At 60.3% G+C, this 16,720-nt stretch carries 14 protein-coding genes and 4 pseudogenes; 8 read left to right on the top strand and 10 right to left on the bottom strand.

Going from position 1 to position 16,720, the window contains the following annotated elements; all coding sequences use genetic code 11:
- The 6 genes and pseudogenes from E4K65_RS44960 to tnpA all read right to left on the bottom strand — a co-directional run.
- Positions 1 to 560: tyrosine-type recombinase/integrase (locus E4K65_RS44960; protein WP_167771676.1), on the bottom strand; the 560-nt coding region annotated here is incomplete at its 3' end.
- Positions 561 to 606: 46 nt separating this feature from the next.
- The gene (locus tag E4K65_RS44955) at positions 607 to 1,377 is read right to left on the bottom strand and encodes a tyrosine-type recombinase/integrase (RefSeq protein WP_430649062.1); all 771 of its coding nucleotides are present in this window, start codon (positions 1,375 to 1,377) and stop codon (positions 607 to 609) included.
- 96 nt (positions 1,378 to 1,473) lie between these two features.
- A complete protein-coding gene (locus E4K65_RS44950) occupies positions 1,474 to 2,715 on the bottom strand; it encodes a tyrosine-type recombinase/integrase (RefSeq protein WP_135179541.1) in 1,242 nt (413 codons plus the stop codon).
- A gap of 125 nt (positions 2,716 to 2,840) precedes the next feature.
- Positions 2,841 to 4,268 (bottom strand): annotated as a pseudogene (tnpC, locus tag E4K65_RS44945) (IS66 family transposase); the annotation flags it as partial.
- A gap of 149 nt (positions 4,269 to 4,417) precedes the next feature.
- The gene (gene tnpB / locus E4K65_RS44940; RefSeq protein WP_135179540.1) at positions 4,418 to 4,672 is read right to left on the bottom strand and encodes an IS66 family insertion sequence element accessory protein TnpB; all 255 of its coding nucleotides are present in this window, start codon (positions 4,670 to 4,672) and stop codon (positions 4,418 to 4,420) included.
- On the bottom strand, positions 4,666 to 5,088 hold the full coding sequence (gene tnpA / locus E4K65_RS44935; RefSeq protein WP_135179539.1) for an IS66-like element accessory protein TnpA: 423 nt from the start codon (positions 5,086 to 5,088) through the stop codon (positions 4,666 to 4,668). Before tnpA ends, tnpB (E4K65_RS44940) begins: the two co-directional genes overlap by 7 nt.
- An 89-nt stretch (positions 5,089 to 5,177) precedes the next feature.
- Between tnpA and E4K65_RS49285 the strand changes: the two are divergent.
- A pseudogene (locus E4K65_RS49285) lies at positions 5,178 to 5,418 on the top strand (IS630 family transposase); the annotation flags it as partial.
- 248 nt (positions 5,419 to 5,666) lie between these two features.
- Here E4K65_RS49285 and E4K65_RS44925 read toward each other — a convergent pair.
- A complete protein-coding gene (locus E4K65_RS44925) occupies positions 5,667 to 7,184 on the bottom strand; it encodes a porin (protein ID WP_135179537.1) in 1,518 nt (505 codons plus the stop codon).
- Positions 7,185 to 7,672: 488 nt separating this feature from the next.
- Here E4K65_RS44925 and E4K65_RS44920 point away from each other — a divergent pair, with 488 nt between their 5' ends.
- Positions 7,673 to 8,155, top strand: a complete 483-nt coding sequence (locus E4K65_RS44920; protein ID WP_135179543.1) for a MarR family winged helix-turn-helix transcriptional regulator — start codon at positions 7,673 to 7,675, stop codon at positions 8,153 to 8,155.
- A gap of 1,171 nt (positions 8,156 to 9,326) precedes the next feature.
- On the opposite strand, the gene E4K65_RS48045 is transcribed toward E4K65_RS44920, so the two are convergent.
- Positions 9,327 to 9,467 carry a hypothetical protein gene (locus E4K65_RS48045; protein ID WP_167771675.1) on the bottom strand — a complete coding sequence of 47 codons (141 nt, stop codon included), beginning with the start codon at positions 9,465 to 9,467 and terminating at the stop codon, positions 9,327 to 9,329.
- On the opposite strand from E4K65_RS48045, the pseudogene E4K65_RS49280 reads away from it, so the two are divergent.
- A pseudogene (locus E4K65_RS49280) lies at positions 9,442 to 9,752 on the top strand (transposase); the annotation flags it as partial. The gene E4K65_RS48045 and the pseudogene E4K65_RS49280 sit on opposite strands and share 26 nt — an antisense overlap.
- 12 nt (positions 9,753 to 9,764) lie before the next feature.
- Here the strand turns inward: E4K65_RS49280 and E4K65_RS44910 are convergent.
- Entirely contained in the window at positions 9,765 to 10,004 is a 240-nt protein-coding gene (locus tag E4K65_RS44910; protein ID WP_209312157.1) for a hypothetical protein, read from the bottom strand.
- 62 nt (positions 10,005 to 10,066) lie between these two features.
- Between E4K65_RS44910 and E4K65_RS44905 the strand changes: the two genes are divergently transcribed.
- The 5 genes and pseudogenes from E4K65_RS44905 (at position 10,067) to E4K65_RS48035 (ending at position 14,329) form a co-directional block, all read left to right on the top strand.
- Entirely contained in the window at positions 10,067 to 10,396 is a 330-nt protein-coding gene (locus tag E4K65_RS44905; RefSeq protein ID WP_135179535.1) for a transposase, read from the top strand.
- Entirely contained in the window at positions 10,383 to 10,529 is a 147-nt protein-coding gene (locus E4K65_RS48040) for a hypothetical protein (protein WP_167771673.1), read from the top strand. The genes E4K65_RS44905 and E4K65_RS48040 overlap by 14 nt, the downstream gene beginning before the upstream one ends.
- A pseudogene (tnpB, locus tag E4K65_RS44900) lies at positions 10,526 to 10,878 on the top strand (IS66 family insertion sequence element accessory protein TnpB). Before E4K65_RS48040 ends, tnpB (E4K65_RS44900) begins: the two are co-directional and overlap by 4 nt.
- A 50-nt stretch (positions 10,879 to 10,928) precedes the next feature.
- Positions 10,929 to 12,488, top strand: a complete 1,560-nt coding sequence (gene tnpC / locus E4K65_RS44895) for an IS66 family transposase (protein ID WP_135179542.1) — start codon at positions 10,929 to 10,931, stop codon at positions 12,486 to 12,488.
- Positions 12,489 to 12,517: 29 nt separating this feature from the next.
- Complete coding sequence (locus E4K65_RS48035) at positions 12,518 to 14,329, top strand: UPF0149 family protein (RefSeq protein ID WP_235886028.1); 1,812 nt, start codon at positions 12,518 to 12,520, stop codon at positions 14,327 to 14,329.
- 442 nt (positions 14,330 to 14,771) lie between these two features.
- On the opposite strand, the gene E4K65_RS44880 is transcribed toward E4K65_RS48035, so the two are convergent.
- Complete coding sequence (locus tag E4K65_RS44880) at positions 14,772 to 16,037, bottom strand: Glu/Leu/Phe/Val family dehydrogenase (RefSeq protein WP_135179534.1); 1,266 nt, start codon at positions 16,035 to 16,037, stop codon at positions 14,772 to 14,774.
- Positions 16,038 to 16,720: the final 683 nt, after the last annotated feature.

Genomic DNA, 16,720 nt, shown 5'->3' with positions numbered 1-16,720 from the left:
TTGCCGACGCATCGTACGTGTGCGCCAGACCCGAGGTGGACGGCATCCCGGTCAAGGCCAGTCAGCTCGGAGAGGCGTAAGCCTGTCTGGGACGCGAGCAGCAGCAAGGTGTGATCGCGGCGGCCAAGCCACGTCGTTCGATCGGGCGCTGCGAGAACCGCCTCGATCTCGGGGCGCGTGAGGAAGTGCACCTGTCGCTTATCGTGGCGCTTGCTCGGAATGGCGAGCACGCGCTGGATCAGCGCACTGTGTGCCGGCTCCTCGAAGGACACGAACCTGAAGAAGGATCGGATAGCGGTCAGACGCAGGTTACGCGTCTTCGCGCTGGCGCCGCGCTTTACCTCGAGATCGGTTAGGAACGCGCCGATGAACGTTGCGTCCAAATCGGTGAGCGTCAGGGCCGATGGGGGCTTCCGCAGCTGCACCTGTGCGAACATGAACAGTAGCCGGAACGTGTCTCTGTAGGAGGCGATCGTGTTGGCGCTAACATTGCGCTGGCGCATGAGGCGCTCGGTGAAGAAGCGCTCGATCAACGTGGCGACATTGCAGGCGGGCTTCATGGTGTCACCTCCCACCGCCGATCGAGACGCCGCGCCGCTTCTTCCATCAACTCGGGGCAGGCCGAGAGATACCAGTAGGTATCACGCACGCAGGCGTGGCCGGGTAAGTGGAGAGCACTGGGAGTTGCTGCTCGACGTCCTTGCCTTCGCGATACCAGTCGAGCAGCGTCCGGATGGCGAAGCGATGACGGAAGTCGTGCACGCGTGGCCCGGTACGATCACCTGGGCGCCGCAGCCCGATCTCTCGGGACAATCGCCAGAAGACACGATGAACGTACTGGTGCAGCAAGCGGCCTCCCTGTTCGGCAACGAAGAAGGTCGAGCCGCAGCGTGATCCGAGCATCGCGTCGCGCCGGTGGGCGTAGTCGCGCAACGCGGTTCTCGTCGTCGGATGCAATGGCACGAGCCGCGACTTGCCGAACTTGGTCAGCCGGACCGTCAGCACGCCGGCGTCGAGGTCGACGTCATCACGCTCCAGGCCCATCGCCTCGGATATACGCATGCCCGTCACCGCGATCAGCCCGAACAGGGTATGGTAGGTCCATCGGCGCAGCCCGCCCGCTGGCGGCAGAGCCAGCGCTGCCGTCAGCAACGCATCGATCTCCGCGTCGCTGTAGACATAGGGCTTGGCGCGCTTCCATCCGGGCAGCATGCCGACGGGCGGTACCTCCGTTCTCGGATCGAAGTTGGCGACATGGCGCGCGAACCCGCGCACGTCGCTCAATCGCAGCGCCCAGGATGCATGACGATCGGGCGGCAGCGTTGCCCATTCCATTGCCAGCTTCGTCGTGATGATCCTGGCTTTGCGCTTCTCCATGAACGAAGTCGGCGAGCCGACGGGTCTGGTGCTCGTACTTGTATCCAAACCCCTTGCGCATGCTCAGGTACTTATCGAGTGCGGCGCGCAGATTGGTCATTGCACGCCTCCCGGCCAGGGCAGGCTCAATGTTCTCAACGCATCGATATCGACCTTCGCGTAAATCCGGGTAGTGTCATGGTTCTCGTGCCGCAGCAACTGCCCGATCTCCGACAAGGTCGCGCCAGATCGGAGAAGCTCGGTAGCGAGACTGTGTCGGAAGATATGTGCGCCGCGGTGTGCGCGACCTTCGATTCCAACGCGATCGAGGGCGGCCTTGGCGATCATGGTGATCGCACATCCGGAAGCAAACCCGATGTGCGGCGCGAGTGTGCGGACGAACAACCGCCGGCACGACGACTTTGGGCGGCCACTGCGCAGATATGCAACGATGGCCGCGCCAACGTCTGGCGGTATCGGCATCCGTGCACGCTGTCGGCCCTTGGCGCGAACGAGTATCTCGCTGGCGCGCCAGTCGATATCATCGAGCGTGAGCGTCGCGACCTCGTCGGCCCGCAGGCCGAGCTTGGCCAGCAACAACAGAATGGCGTAGTCACGCCGTCCCATCACCGTCTTTCGGTCGCAACCGTCGAGAGCCTTCCGCACCTGTGCGGCAGGCAGATAGGTCGGCAGAGTTGCGAGCTTCCATCGCCGCATCGATGGAACGCAATCCGCCAACGGGCGCGCATTCAGCCCCCGATGGTGGAGGTAACGGAGAAAGGCGCGCAACGACCAGCACATCGCCTTGCCTGTTCCCGGGCTCCAATCCCGGGCGTGGCGCTGAATGTAGCGGATCACGTCCTCTTGGTTGATCTTGCACAGGGCGGCGGCGCCGCCGGAGCACACCTCGTGCAAAAACCTGCGGATGACCGGGAGATGCCGTACGATGGACCTCGGGGCCAAGCCGCGCTCTGATCGCAGGTAGGCATCGAACTCCTTGAAGATCCGTTCGTGCGGGGTGAGAGGCGGTAGCACCAACGGCGCGATCGCGCCTTCCTCGCGCAGCACCGACAACCATTGCTTGAGCGCTGCCCGGTCACCGGGTTGGATAGATTGCCTCCCGCCTCGATGTCGGAGGTACCGCTCAACGACCTGCTCATCGAGATCAATCAGCTTATAGCGACGGCCCGCGATCCAACGCAGGAGCCCGCTAACTACGTTGAGGCAACGCCACGTGCCATGCCGAACGAGCCTCTCTTCGACGAGACGAACGGCGTAGCACTCGACGAGCCGTCCGTGCGGCTCGCTTCTGAGACGCCGGTACAGCCGGCTTCTGCCCAAGTACTCTTCAACTTCCATCTTCCTGTTCTCCGCTGTTGACAGCGGAGGCACAGAACGAACTATGCCGAACCGACCAAACGCCGGTCAGCCAGAAATCTGGGGAAAACGACCCGACTCGGCATAGTTCGGCGGGCGGCATAAACGGCCCTATGCCGCGCGCGGCATAGGGCGGTCTCGATCAACGAAACTAGTACTGCGCAACTATCGGCGCCCTCGTCGCAACCGGCAAAAAGGGAGTTCTTGGCGTTGAGCTTGATCGGCCGCATCGCACGCTCGACCGCATTCGTATCCATCTCGATGCGCCCGTCATCAAGGTAGAGCGTCAGGCCGTCCCAATGACGCAGCGCATAACGCAAAGCCTTCGCCGTGTCGCTCTTCTGCGCAAGGTGATCAAGCTTTGCCTCAAACCACTGCTTTAAGGCTGCGGCCAGAGGCCGGGCATGCGCCTGCCGGCCGGCACGGCGCTCGGCATCAGATCGGCCGCGGAGGGCTTTCTCTATCGCGTAGAGCTTGGCGATGCGCTCAAGAGCCTCGCGGGCAACCGGAGCTGGCGCCGGAGCAGCCTCGCGCTCGATCTTCACAAACTGGCGCCGTAGATGCGACCAGCAGAAGGCGAGCGCGTCCGCACGCGTCTCTCGGGTCATTTTGTAAGCCTCATAGCCATCGCAGTGGATGATGCCACAATAGCCCTCGAGCAGCCTCAAGCCATGAACGGCGCCGCGGCCCGGTGCATAGGCGTAAACCACGCCAGGTGGGTCAGGTCCGGCCCACGGCCTGTCATCGCGCGAGAGTGCCCAGAAGTAGCCGGTTTTGGTCCTGCCGCGCCCCGGATCCAGCACCGGCGCCGGGGTCTCATCGACACAGAGCTTCGCGGAGGCGAGCAGCAGCTCGCGCAGACGATGCCACAAGGGCTTCAATTCCTGGGCGGCATAGCCGACCCAAAAGGCGAGCGTGGAACGGTCGATGGCGATACCGTGCGTCGCCAACATCTGCGCCTGCCGATAAAGCGGCAAATGCCAATGATACTTGGCGTCAATTACATGCGCGACGAGCCGCTCGGTGGGCAGCCCACCCTTGATCAACCGCTCAGGCGCGGCGTGCTGGAGGACCACGCCATGACAGGCGCTGCAGGCCAGCTTGGGCCGGCGGGTTACGATCACCCGGTACTGCACCGGAACGACGTCGAGCCTTTGGCTCTCATCGCTGCCAATCTCAACGAGATCGCCTTGGCAGGACGGACAGCAGGTTGCAGTCGGCATCAGCGTTTCGAGGATCCGTGGCAAATGCTCCGGAAGCTTGCCACGATTGGCCCGGCGCTCGGCAGCTCTCTTCTCGCGTGTTTTGGGATTGGCGCGGTCCTCGGCTGCTTCGAGAGCCGCAACGGCCTGATCGATATCCTCCAGAACAAGCTGGAGCTGATCAGCGTCAAGCTTTTCCGACGATCGACCGAACTGCGCATCTTTTGCAAGCTTGAGCAACCGCTCGAGCCTGGCGCAGCGATCCAGCAGAGCTGCGGCAAAGACACGCAACTTGGCCGGATCGGTCGGCAGCTCATCAGGCAAATCACTCATTGGCCCAACTCTGCCATGCTTCGCGCCGAGATGCAGCGAAGATTTGTATCGTTACGCAAGCGCTTTCGGCTGCGGGATTCGAGGCGCGTGCATCCGCGTCCAATCCATGCCGGCCAGAAGCGCGGACAGCTGCGCGGCATTCATCCGCATCACACCGGCCACGATGGGAGGCCATTTAAGCCGCAGCCATCGAGCCGCTTCCAATACATCACAAGGCCACTGCCATCCCAGACGACAATCTTCACCCGATCGGCGCGCTTCGCACGGAACACCACCGCCACGCCCTTCATCGGGTCATGGCCCAGCGTCTCCTTCGCCAACAGCGCCAAGCCCTCCGCACCTTTTCTGAAGTCCACAGGTTGCGTCGCCACGTAAATCATGAGGCTCGCGGGCGGAGTCAGCATGAACGTGTCCGTCGAAGCGCCAAGAACACATCACTCAACACAGCAAGGCCAGGCGTCCCGCGCACCTCCACGCGGGCGCCCTGGAACTCAACCGTCACGACGGCTGCATCCGGTGATCGGGAGGACTCCGCGACCGCCGGTGGCGATGATTCCGACACCAAAGGCACGAAAGATAACGTATCCGCCGGAGCCGGCAGCACCAATTGACCTAAACGCGCCCGCTGCCGCCAGTCATGCACCTGCTGCGGCCGGCAGCCACGGTGGCGTGCAACATCCGTTGCAATCGCGCCTGGCTCGAGGCTTTCCGCGACGATCTGGGCCTTTAAATCATCCGGCCACTGCTTGCGACCTGAGCCAGCATACACTTCGATACGCGACGACAACGGTCGTCTTATGTCGTCCGAATGGTCGTCCATTGTGAGCACCCTTGCTGAAGATGACTCTTCTAGCGGCGCTCTCAGGACTGCGTACGAAAATTCTCAAGGGCCTCAACGCCACGCTTACACTCGATCGCGAGCAGCCGGGCTTGCTGATGGCGCTTAGCGTGCCGGGACGGCGCATGAATAGCTGTGTGCGGCATGGCTCTACCTCGCTCTTGTCCGCGCTCGGCGTCACCTCGGGCGGCGTCATCGGCAAACGCTGCAAGCGTCATCGAGCGGTCGAGGTTTTGAAGCCCTCAAAGAGATTTCGTCATGGATAACTATGCCACCCACAAGACACGAATATCAAAGTATGGGCTCGCCCGCCTCTATCAACGCTTCTGCCACAAGCCGAGCAGGCTTTATGTGGCAAACTTTAGTTTCACGTGTCTAGGCGGCCGGCTGTTGCATCGATCTTCTAGGATGACGCAAACCGGTAGCTTCAAGAATGCTGATCGATCAAACCACTCGGGGCAATCGACCTTTGAACTGAAAGGCCTCCGGCGGGCATGCCGGAGGCCTTCTTGGAGGTTAGCTAAGGCGCCTGTTGATTGCTCCTTTCGTACAGAGACGATCTAGAAATTGCGTTGAGCGCGAAGCAGCAGCACCAGGCTGTTCTGGTCCTTGAGCTCATAGACGGCAGCAGGCTTTGCGATGCCCGACTGAAGCGGAAGAGTCACTGTGCTTCCGCTCGCATACTTCTGGTCGAGCATCATATACGCAAGCTCGCCAGTGAAGGTCAGGCCCTTGACGGGAGTCCAAGACGTCTTCGTGCCGACCACAGCGTAGTTGAAGTCTGGATTACACCCACCCAGACCACTCGAAAGCGCGAGATTTGCGACGAAAGCTCCGCAGATATACCCTTTGGCCGCGCTGTTATAGCGAACAGCAGCCCACGCGCCAAAAATAGAACTGTTCCAATAAGGATCCCAGTTGTGGGTGTAGCCTCCATTGAAGCCGTAGGTCGTCGTCAACTCCTGGCCGGCACCAGTGACGAAAACCGAGTCAGATACACCAGCGATGCCCAAGCTCTGGTACGCACCGGCCACGCTCGTGCCACCGTACATCGCATAGGTGGTCGACATATAATCCTGGAAGTTGTACCGGCTCGCACCGTTAGTGTACACGCCCGTCAAGTTGATTGTGTCGCCCGGGCCCGTCGGGAGATTCTTGATCGACAACGCCAACTGTCCAGCCCAGCCCCACTTGTCATCGGGATGCCCCGTGAGCTCGGACGCGCCGTAATACGCGGCGTGGTTCTCATGCGCGGCGAACGATGCCTGGAACAGACCCCAAGCCTGGTCAACGCGAACCCGCGCAACAAGGTCCGGAGCCCGCGAACCGCCGATGTCGTTGGCGCCGTAAACTCCTACAGCCTGACCAGCAGCGGTAGCGGCGCTCACGTTCCAGATGTTAGTCGTATAGTTTTGAACCTGGTCCTGGGCAGAGACCGAAGCCGTGATACCCTGGCCGAAATCGGCGGTATACGTAACCTGGTTCACAGGATCCCAGCCGCCGCCCCCTGGCAACTCGACGATATTCGCCGGATATTGGGCCCAAGGCGTCCTGAACTGCGACTCCGCCTTACCAAACGTGAACCCGGAGAACTGAATGAAAGCGTAGTAGACGCCTAGCGACCCACCAGCGATCTGAGAAGCGGTCGATGTGCTATAGGTCGTCGCACCATTCACACCGGTCGTGCCAACGCCTGTATAGGTACCGCTCGTCCAAGTGTACACCAGCTCGGCGAAGGTCCGAACGACGCCATACTCGGTGGCGGTACGTGTATCAATTTGCAGATCTTGGCGAGCCCGGGTCGTGTAGTAGTTGCTGAGCCGATTCCGCGCGCCAGCCACACCACTGCTTGCAGCATCGAAGTCGACGCTGGTCGCCAGGACGGTGTCGGCGCGCAGATAGCCCCCCAGCTTGATGCACGTGTCGGTGCCGGGGATGTAGTAAAAGCCGGCGCCATACAGCGAGCAGATCTTTACGTATTCAATTGCCTTGGCCTTGACCGGGAGGTCGGCAGCCTGAGCGCCCGCCCCCACAAACATTGCCGCAGATCCAAGAACAATACCCTTAATCACTTTCATCGATGAATCTCCAAGTTGGAAACCGCGTTTCCGTCCTTCAAAGATCCGCCACTTCCACCCTAGGCGGACCGCTTGACGGAACGACTTCGAGGACCCCCTCGCTGTCCCTGGTTACATACTTCCGATCATCAATTGCTTCAATTAATTAATTGAGACCATCTCGCTTTGCGCCGCGTTGTTGCCATTGGGCAACATGCAGATTCTGAACCGTAAATAAAGCAGACAGCGGCTTCTACTCGCGAAAGCAAAGCCCTCGGGGGGGCATCCCGAGGGCTTACTTGGAGTTTTTGAGCAGATCGTCGGACGCCAGAGCCCTGAAAAACGATCGCTGTATTAGTAGCACCATATAATTGTATTAGTCAATTGATAAATTGTATGGTGGGCATGTTCTGTGCAGGCTATTTCAGCCATCCCGAGATTGGATAGGATGCCGCGACTATCGCACGCTAGTTGTCGCGAACAATCAGAACTGGCAAAAAAGAATGAAGATGGCCACACAAGAGCAATTTGACAGAGCTGTTAGGGACCTGATTTGGAACATCGTCGAGATTCACTCTCAGCTCGAAGAAATCCATAAGTGTTGGGCGGAGTTATTGGGGATAACAGAACCCCAATGGCTGATCCTGATGGCGATCGATGAACTTGACGAAGGCCGCGGTGTTTCGGGAATTGCGGTCGCCAACAAATTGCGGATTCACCCCGCTTTCGTTACGAATCAGACGAAAAAACTCGAACAGCTGGAATTTCTAGCCCGCGTAACCTCGCCTGATGATGCAAGATTCTTGCAGATATCATTGACCCAAAAGGCGCGGACAGAAATGGCGAAGCTGTCGGACAAGAGACAAGCCCTTAATTCGACGATGCTAAGTGGCCTGGATGAGGAGTCGCTGGCGTATCTCAACAAGCGGCTAACCGCGATCGCCAAGAACAGCAGATTGGCGTCTCAGAAACTAAGTCTGGGACTTCTATGAAGCTGCGCGCTCGAACTTGCGCTCGAGCCATTTGAAGACACCCTCATCGCATGCCACGAAATTCTCGAATGCCCCTTCTGGGGTTGGTGGTAATAGCAATTCCAGATCAATGCTTGCCGCCGTGCAGTCAGCTTCTAATTTGATCGCCTCCGACACGCCGACAATACTACGTTCTCCGGCGACTACAAGAATTGGACATCTCAACCTCCGTGCCAATCGCGATCGTTGCGCCGAAGACGGCCCCTCGTCCGGCACGTCAGCAGTCCTAGTTATCCACTCAACAGACGCCCGAATCCGGGTCCAGCGCCAAAGTCCGCCGTCACAAATCGCAGCAGCAACGCGGGGATCAGCCGCAGCAAGATCAGTAGCTAACGCGGCCGACAAGGCTTCGCCGTAGATTGCGATTCGCAGCCGCGTCGACTTCGGGCCGGGCAGACAAATAATCCAAACAACAAGACAGCAGCATCTCTGGCGGTCCAAGCCAATGATTTGAGACGTCGTCGTAAGAGACGACGAGAACCGCCATGTTTCGACCGATCATAAGGGGTGAGAGTCGTGCGAGCAGCATCGGTGCCGTTTCTTTCTTCGCGAGAGATGCAAAGAACTGCGGGGACGCACGAACTGGGAGCATCGGCGGGCACGTAGCAAGCAGACAACCTGCCGTGATCACAGAGCGCGATCACCACGCACTCCACCCTTTTGTCTAGAGCGCCGAAACTCTGAACGCTGACCTCCAGCTTGGCCAGATCCTCTCCCTTTGCGAATCGTCTTCATCGGACAGTTGCTTGTCAACTTCAAATGCAGTGAGTTGCGCAAAGCCACGTTTGCGCCGCCTCATCAAAGCCCCCCCCCCCTTTCGACATTAAGATTGCCGAAGAGGCAGTGAGCGTCTCCAATATTCGTCCATTTTACCGCGCACTCTCGCCGGCCGGCAGTCTCGCTTTCTTCATCCAAATCATCGGCAGCACTTTTCCGCGTGGACGCAAGATTGCCTGTTACTTCAGGCCAAGCAGCGCGCAACATCCATTTTATCTCTTGGTCCGAGTGCATCAAAACCGCTCAGGATTACTCTGGACAACCGGAACGGGAGCTTCGGATAAGGTCGTTCAGTCCAAGGTGACTGACCGACTGTCGATTACCGTTTACGCTTAACTTTTGATGATACGCTTCCTCAGGGCTGAGGCTCTCCTATCTGCGGCCATTTGCCGCCGAAATTCTGCACCAATTCTGCAAAATGCGCTTTTTTGAGTTCCCTCAACCGAACCCGAAAGGGTTTGCTATTCGGCGAGGGCACCATCGAGAAGGTGCTCATCCCCAAGCTCCGCCCAAGCGACATTGTGATTATGGACAATCTGTCCAGCCATGAGTGGCCCAGGCTGCATCAGATGATCGAGCCTCAGGTGCAAGCTTGCACTATCTGCCGCCCTATAGCCCCGACTTCGACCTAATCGAGAATCCCTTCGCCAAGCTCAAGGCTCTCCTACTCAAAGCTGCCGAACGCTCCGTCGACGGCCTCTGGAACGCAATTGGCCGCATCGACTGCTTTACCCAGACCGAATGCAAAAACGCCTTCACCGCCGCATACGCTGCAACATGATCGGCGAACGCTCTAAATCTCAACCCGACGCTCCGTCGAATGGGCCGTCGCGCTCTCCGATGAGGCCGGTACCGATGCCACGGGCTCACCTTCGGCCACAACTGCCCTGACAAAGTCAGCCTCGGATTTGGTCTGGTTCGCCGCGAAGGCCTTCGCCAAGTCACCAGCAGAGAACGCGACGAGCCGTATCGCCGCGCTCTCGCCGCGACCAGGCGCGGCCCCACCGTTCAGCGCACTGATCGTAACCGGCATGAGGCCTCCACCTCGTCATCGCGCGGTCCGCTTGTGATACAGCCTGCGGTGGAGGTGAAGCGATGGTAAATGCCATGCTTGACGCCAGGCAGGAAGGCGACTCTTATCGTCGCGTCGAGGTGATCACTGGGGAGCGCCGGCGGCGACGGTGGACGAGCGAGGAGAGGGCCCGGATCGCTGCGGACAGCTTTGAGGAGGGTACGAACATCTCCGAGGTGGCGCGGCGCAATGGCGTTTCCCGCGGACTGCTCACGGTGTGGCGACGCCAGGTAGCGGCGGCGGTAGCCGGCAAAGCCCAGAACTTCGTGCCGATCCAAATTGGTGCCGAGAGCGATGGCGGGAGAGCTGGCGAGTCCGAGTGTATTTCGCCCGGTACAGATGAAGCCCTTTGAGATTGCCGCGCCGTCGGGCAAGGTCTGTGGAGTGGTCGAGATCGAGATGAACGGGGCGCGCATCCAGGTCGAGCCGGGCGTGGAGCTGGCGACGCTTGCGACGGTGCTGGCCGCGCTTCGAGGGATCCGGTGATCGCGCTACGGTCTGACCTCAAGGTGGTGCTGGCGGCCCAGCCGGTCGACTTTCGCAAGTCGGTGCACACGCTGTCCGCTGGTGAGCGAAGCACTGCGCGCGAACCCGTACTGCGGCGACGTCTTCGTGTTCCGCAGCAAGCGCATGGACAGAGTGAAGCTTCTGGCGTGGGACGGCAGCGGCATGGTGTTGGTAACGAAGTGGTTGCACCAAGGACGTTTCACCTGGCCGCCGATCCGCGACGGCGTTTGTGCATCTCAGTGCGACGCAGCTTGCGATGCTGCTCGACGGGCTTGAGTGGACGCGTGTGTCGCCTAAGCCTGTGAAGCAGCCGACCGTTGTCGGCTGAGGGGTGAGGATTTCGCTGGAGCACGGGTCGCGCGGATGTATCGTCTGATCATGGCGATTCGTCCCGACGCTCTCCCGACCGATCCGGCGGCTCTGACCGAGATGGTGCTCGCGCTTGACGCTGAGAACGAGAAGCTGCGCGTAGCAATGCAGACGCTCAAGGAGATGATCTTCGGGAAGCGCTCGGAGCGACTTGCGGTGCTCGTGGACAAGCAACTCGCGCTTGAGCTGGGCGATCTCGAGACCGACGCCACGTTGCCTGTGCAGGCCAACGACGATGCGCCTGCGGCGAAGCCGCCCGGCAAGGTGCGCAAGAAGGCGCGCCGCAACATCGGCGCACTCCCCAAGCACCTGCCGCGCTGCGGGCAGGTGCTGGAGCCGGAGGCAACCGCGTGCCCGTGCTGCCAGGGTCAGCTCCACAAGATCGGCGAGGGCGTCAGCGAGGTGCTGGACATCATCCCGGCGATCCTGCGGGTGCTGCGCACGATCCGTCCCAAATATGGCTGCCGCAGCTGCACCGATGGTGTGGTCCAAGCGAAGGTGCTGCCGCGCCTGATCGAGAGCGGCATGGCCTCGACCGCACTCGTGAGTCACGTGGTGGTCTCGAAGTTCGCCTGGTATCTGCCGCTGTACCGACAGGTGCAAATTCTGGCCCGCCAGGGTGTCCATCTCGACCGGGCGACGCTCGCCGGCTGGGTTAAGCGTGCGGCCTGGTGGCTCAGGAGCCTCTATGAGCTCCAGCTGTGCACGATCCAGGACGCGCCGCGCGTGTTCTGCGACGAGACGCCGATGCCGGTGCTCGATCCCGGACGACATCGCACCCGCATCTGCCAGTTCTGGGCGCATGCGATGGATGACCGGCCATGGGGTGGCCCCGCGCCGCCGGCGGTCGCCTACGTGTTCGCCGACGGCCGCGGCACGGAGGAGATCGCCGGACAATTGACGGGCTTTTCCGGCATTCTGCAGGTGGACGGTTATGCCGCCTACAAGGCGCTCGCCCGCGGTCATGGCGGCGCGATCCAGCTCGCCTTTTGTCTCGCCCATGCCCGGCGCAAATTCGTGGAGGTCTACAAGACGACGCAGTCGCCGTTCGCGCGCGAGGTGATCGAACGCCTGCAGGCGGTCTATGCGCTCGAGGCGGAGATCCGCGGCAGCAGTGCCGAGCAGCGGCTTGCCACCCGCCGCAACAGGAGCGCACCGCCGATGGCGGCGCTCAAGGCGCGACTGACCGAGATGGTCGACCAGCTCTTCTCCCAGTCGAAGCTGGCGGAGGCGATCAACTATGCGCTCAACCACTGGGACGGGTTGACGCTGTTTCTCAGCGACGGCCGCGTCGAGGTCGACAGCAATACGGTCGAGCGTTCCATACGCCCGATTGCCATGGGGAGGCGCAACTCATTGTTCAGCGGCAGCGAAGGCGGTGCCGAGAGCTGGGCGATCCTGGCGTCAATCGTGAACACCGCAAAGCTCCATGAGCGCGATCCGCAGGCCTATCTGACTGACGTGCTGGAGCGCATCGTCTGCGGGCGCACCAAGAGCCATCAGCTCCACGAGCTGCTTGCCTGGAACTGGAAGGCGGCCCGCCAGCGCATCGCACAGGCTGCAGCATGAGCCCACGTCGCCATAAAGCATCGTCGTCGATGGCCGCCGCCGCGATGCCGCTTACGGACCTCGAGCGATGGCTCCAGGCTCGCGTCGATCGGCATCCCGCCGCCACCAATCTCCCCATGCTCGACGGTTACGTCGCCGCGATCGTGGCCGGACCGGTGTCGATGAGCCCGCTCGACTGGATCTGCCCGCTGCTCGCCATCGATGCCGACGCTTTCAACCACGGCGGCACCCCGGAGTTTGCTGCGATCTCCGCCGTCGCGCTGCGCCATAACGAGATCAGCCAGATCCTTTCGACCGCGCCTGCCCAGTTCGCCCCGATGCACCGGCGCAAAATCAATGGCGACTCGATCCGCGTCCCTGGTGCCAGGGCTTCCATGCCGCGATGCGGCTCAGGCTGTCGGCGTGGGCACCGTTGCTGGACACAAGCAATGTCAATCACGGCCTGCTACTGCCCATTCTGTTGCACTGTCGCGACGATCAGGGGCGGCCGATGCTTGGACCACCCAGAAGCGGCCGCGAGACCGCCGACTTTCTGCGTAACGCCCACGCCGATATTCCAGCGGTCGTCGAGGCCATGCGCGCATTGCCTCACCCAGAATGTTACCGGCTTCTGCGAGGTCGACATGGTCGCCCATGGCGGCACGTCGGTGGCTGGCTCGTTCATCCAAACCCTCACGATGGTCGATGTCGCCACCGGCTGGACGGAGTGCCTGCCGTTGCTGACGCGGGAAGGTTCGCTCGTCGTCGAGGCGATCACCCGCGCACAGAGCCTGTTCCCCTGGCTGTTGCGCGGCGTGGACTTCGACAACGATAGCGCCTTCATGAACGATGTCGTCGTGCCATGGTGTCGTGAACAGAAGCTCGAAGTCACTCGCTCGCGCGCCTATAAGAAGAACGATCAGGCGTTTGTCGAGCAGAAGAATGGTGCCGTCGTCCGCCGCCTCATGGGCTATGGCCGCTTCGATGGCGTCGAGACGGCGCGTATGATGGGCCGCCTCTATGCGGCGGCACGGCTCTACGTCAACTTCTTCCAGCCGTCGTTCAAGCTGAAGGAGAAGCGTCGCGAAGGGGCTAAAGTGATCAAGCGCTATCATCTCCCATCGACGCCCTATGAGCGTGCCTTGGCGCATCCCAAGGTGACCGTGGCCGTGAAGAAACGGCTACGCGATCAGTATCGCTCGCTCGATCCGGTCGCGCTGTTGGCGGAGATTCGCGCGGCCCAAGAGGAATTAGGCAATCGCGTCGATCGTCGTGCCGGACAGGCGCGCGGTCCGCAGCCCGCTCACGCTAGCATCCTGCCAGCGACCGCGGCGACGTTCGCGAAGACGCTCGGCAAGACCGCGACGGTCGGTGAGCCGCGTGCCACGCACCGGCGAACTCGTCGGCCCTATAAGACCAGAGTTCGCATGCCCTCCAAGCTCGACCCGCATATTGCCGCGATCGAAGCCTGGCTCGCAGAGCAGCCGCAGCTGACGGCGCTCGCAATTGTCGGCCGGCTGCGCGAGAAATACCCCGAGGAGTTCGGGAAGAGACAGCATTCGATTGTGCAACGTCTGCTGAGGGCGCTCAGACGGAGGGCTGCCGAACGGTTGGTCGCCCGGGCCCCGCTCGACGACGCCACGACCGCTGCCCCATTGCCCGGGGTTGTGGACGGCTCGGGCTATGTAGGGCCCGACCCGACCACAGCCCCTCTCGTCGAGCAAGCCGGGAAAGCCATCTGGCGCGACCAATCAATCGACATCGGATCGTCATCGGCAATGGCACCATCAGGGCAACATTCGCAGATGCGGCAATACGTGCGCCAATATTGGATGCCGATCCGCTACCCACGCGCCCGCTGATCACCGCAGACGTGGGAGCTCATGCCGGTTACCACTGATCGTATGGCTCTCAATACGTATGGTTCTCAATGATCTAGCCAACTCGTCGCAAGGCGTCTTTCCTCGGGAGCTTACGTCGCTCGCAATCGAGCCGGTGGTCGGTCACATGAAAGCCGACGGGCACCCCGGCCGCTACTAGCTCGGACGACTCAACTATGTCTCGATGAACGCCTAAGAGCGTTGGGGGGAGATGCATCAAGAAGATGGCCATCTCGCGATCTGCTAGTAGCCTTATCACGATCAAGCGGAGGCAAAGTTTCTGCTGCTCAGCATCAGCAACCTTGGCGATTCTCTCTAGCAGCTTCGAGTTTGCTGTTGAACGAGCAATTGTTAACACGCTCCACGAGCCGTCCGTCTTGGGCTCCGATCACGTTGAAAGGCTAAACGCATTTCAGCGAAGTTCTTACGGAAAAAGACCTCTGGTCCGCTTAGCCGCTTGTACGACGTTCACGCCAATCGCCATGGCCGCCATGCGATGAGAAATTCGTTCGTGCTTCGCGCGAGCTATCGTCTGCTGAAACGAGCGTTCGAGAATTCGATAGAGTCGATCGAACACCTCAGTCTCCTCCCAGAATAGCCGTTGCAGATCCTGCACCCATTCGAAATAGCTGACGATGACCCCTCCTGCATTGCAGAGAATATCGGGCAACACAAAGATTTCATCGGTTCGTTGATACAGTATGGCGTCAGCTTCCGGCGTTGTTGGACCATTGGCGCCCTCGGCTAGAATCCGACATTTGACTTTGGAGGCATTCCCGCTCGTAATAACTCGCTCGATCGCAGCCGGTACGAGCACATCGCATTTTCGCACTAACAACTCCGAAGCCGAAATTAGGCTCTCAGCAGAGACTCCCGCAAGCTGTCCATGTTTACCAACATGACGTTGTAACTCGGCAACGTCGAGACCAGCAGGATCGTAGTATGCGGCGGTGTGATCACTGACCCCGATGATCCTCACGCCTCTTTTCGCGAGCGAGTACGCTGTGACTGATCCGACGTTGCCGAAACCTTGGACAATGGCCGTCGCGCGGTCCGCACGAATCCCAAGGTGTTCGAGCGCGCGACCGACGAGATAAGCTACTCCGCGACCAGTTGCTTCGCGGCGGCCAAGCGTCCCTCCGGCCGATATGGGCTTTCCGGTGACGATCTCGTTGATCGTCTGTCCCTGATACATGGAATAGGTGTCCATGAACCAGGCCATGACTTGCTCGTTAGTGCCCATATCGGGAGCCATAACGTCGGTGTGAGGACCGACGAAAGGAATCATCTCTTGCATATGGCGTCGGGATAGCGCTTCGAGTTCGCGCGGCGACAACTTGTAAGGATCGACCGTAATCCCTCCTTTTGCTCCACCATAAGGAAGTCCCGCCAGAGCACATTTCCAACTCATCCAAATAGCTAAGGCGGCGATTTCGCCAATATCAACCGATGGTGCGAACCGCGTTCCTCCCTTGGTTGGTCCAAGAGTAAGGTGGTGTTGCACCCGGTAACCCTGGTAGACCTCGATCCGACCATCGTCCCGATGGATCGGGCACGATACAGCCATTGCGCGCTTTGGATAGAGTAGCCGGTCCCGGTCCATTTCCCGGATGTCAAGGTGATCGGCAACTTGGGCGAATTGCTGTTTGGCCATTTCGAAAACAGGACCACTATAGATTGCTGTGTTCATGCGTTACGTCATCCGTGTGCGAAGCCGATCGAATGGCTCAGGTCAGGTAGAGCGTCCGTCGCGGGAGAGCATTTACGACGAACAAGTTCCGAAGAAAACGCGCGCCGATGTCGTCAAACTCTGGATCCATCGTCGCCGCAGCCACGAGGTATGTTCGGTTGTAAGTCTGGGGCGTTGAGGCCAAAGTGCGACGGTCCAGCTCGGTCGCGCGCGGCATACGACAGCAGGCTGTTACTCTGTGTGTTCATTCGGCCTGGACCTTTCGTTTGATCGGGCGCAGAAGCTTGAAAGTTACTCCGTAACGAAGAATAAAATCGCCAACCTTTCCCCGCGCACGCATACATCGCGCGAACTTTCTTTCGCTTGACGCAGAAATCCTTCATGGGTCGCCCGTGAAGAATTCGGAAGCGATTGATCTGTCGCTGTGATTTGTCGTGAGCAAGTATTCGATTGTGCAAGAAAGCCGTGGGTAGGTGTTGGTTTTCTTGCGTTTCAAGATTCCGGATTTGGCGACTTCGTGATTCCTTTGACGGCGAGATTCGCTGTTGGGGAGAACCCATGAGCCATCCGCGCGACGATCGTCAGGACGATCTGTTTCGTCCATCTCTGGAGAAGATCATCAACCTTCGCCATCCGTTGGTGCGTCTGGCGGCGGAGATCGATTGGGACTTCCTGGCGGGACG

This window comes from Bradyrhizobium niftali (assembly GCF_004571025.1).
Taxonomy (GTDB): domain Bacteria; phylum Pseudomonadota; class Alphaproteobacteria; order Rhizobiales; family Xanthobacteraceae; genus Bradyrhizobium; species Bradyrhizobium niftali.
Note: the sequence above shows the minus strand (reverse complement) of the source record. Positions and strands in the feature narration are given on the sequence as shown.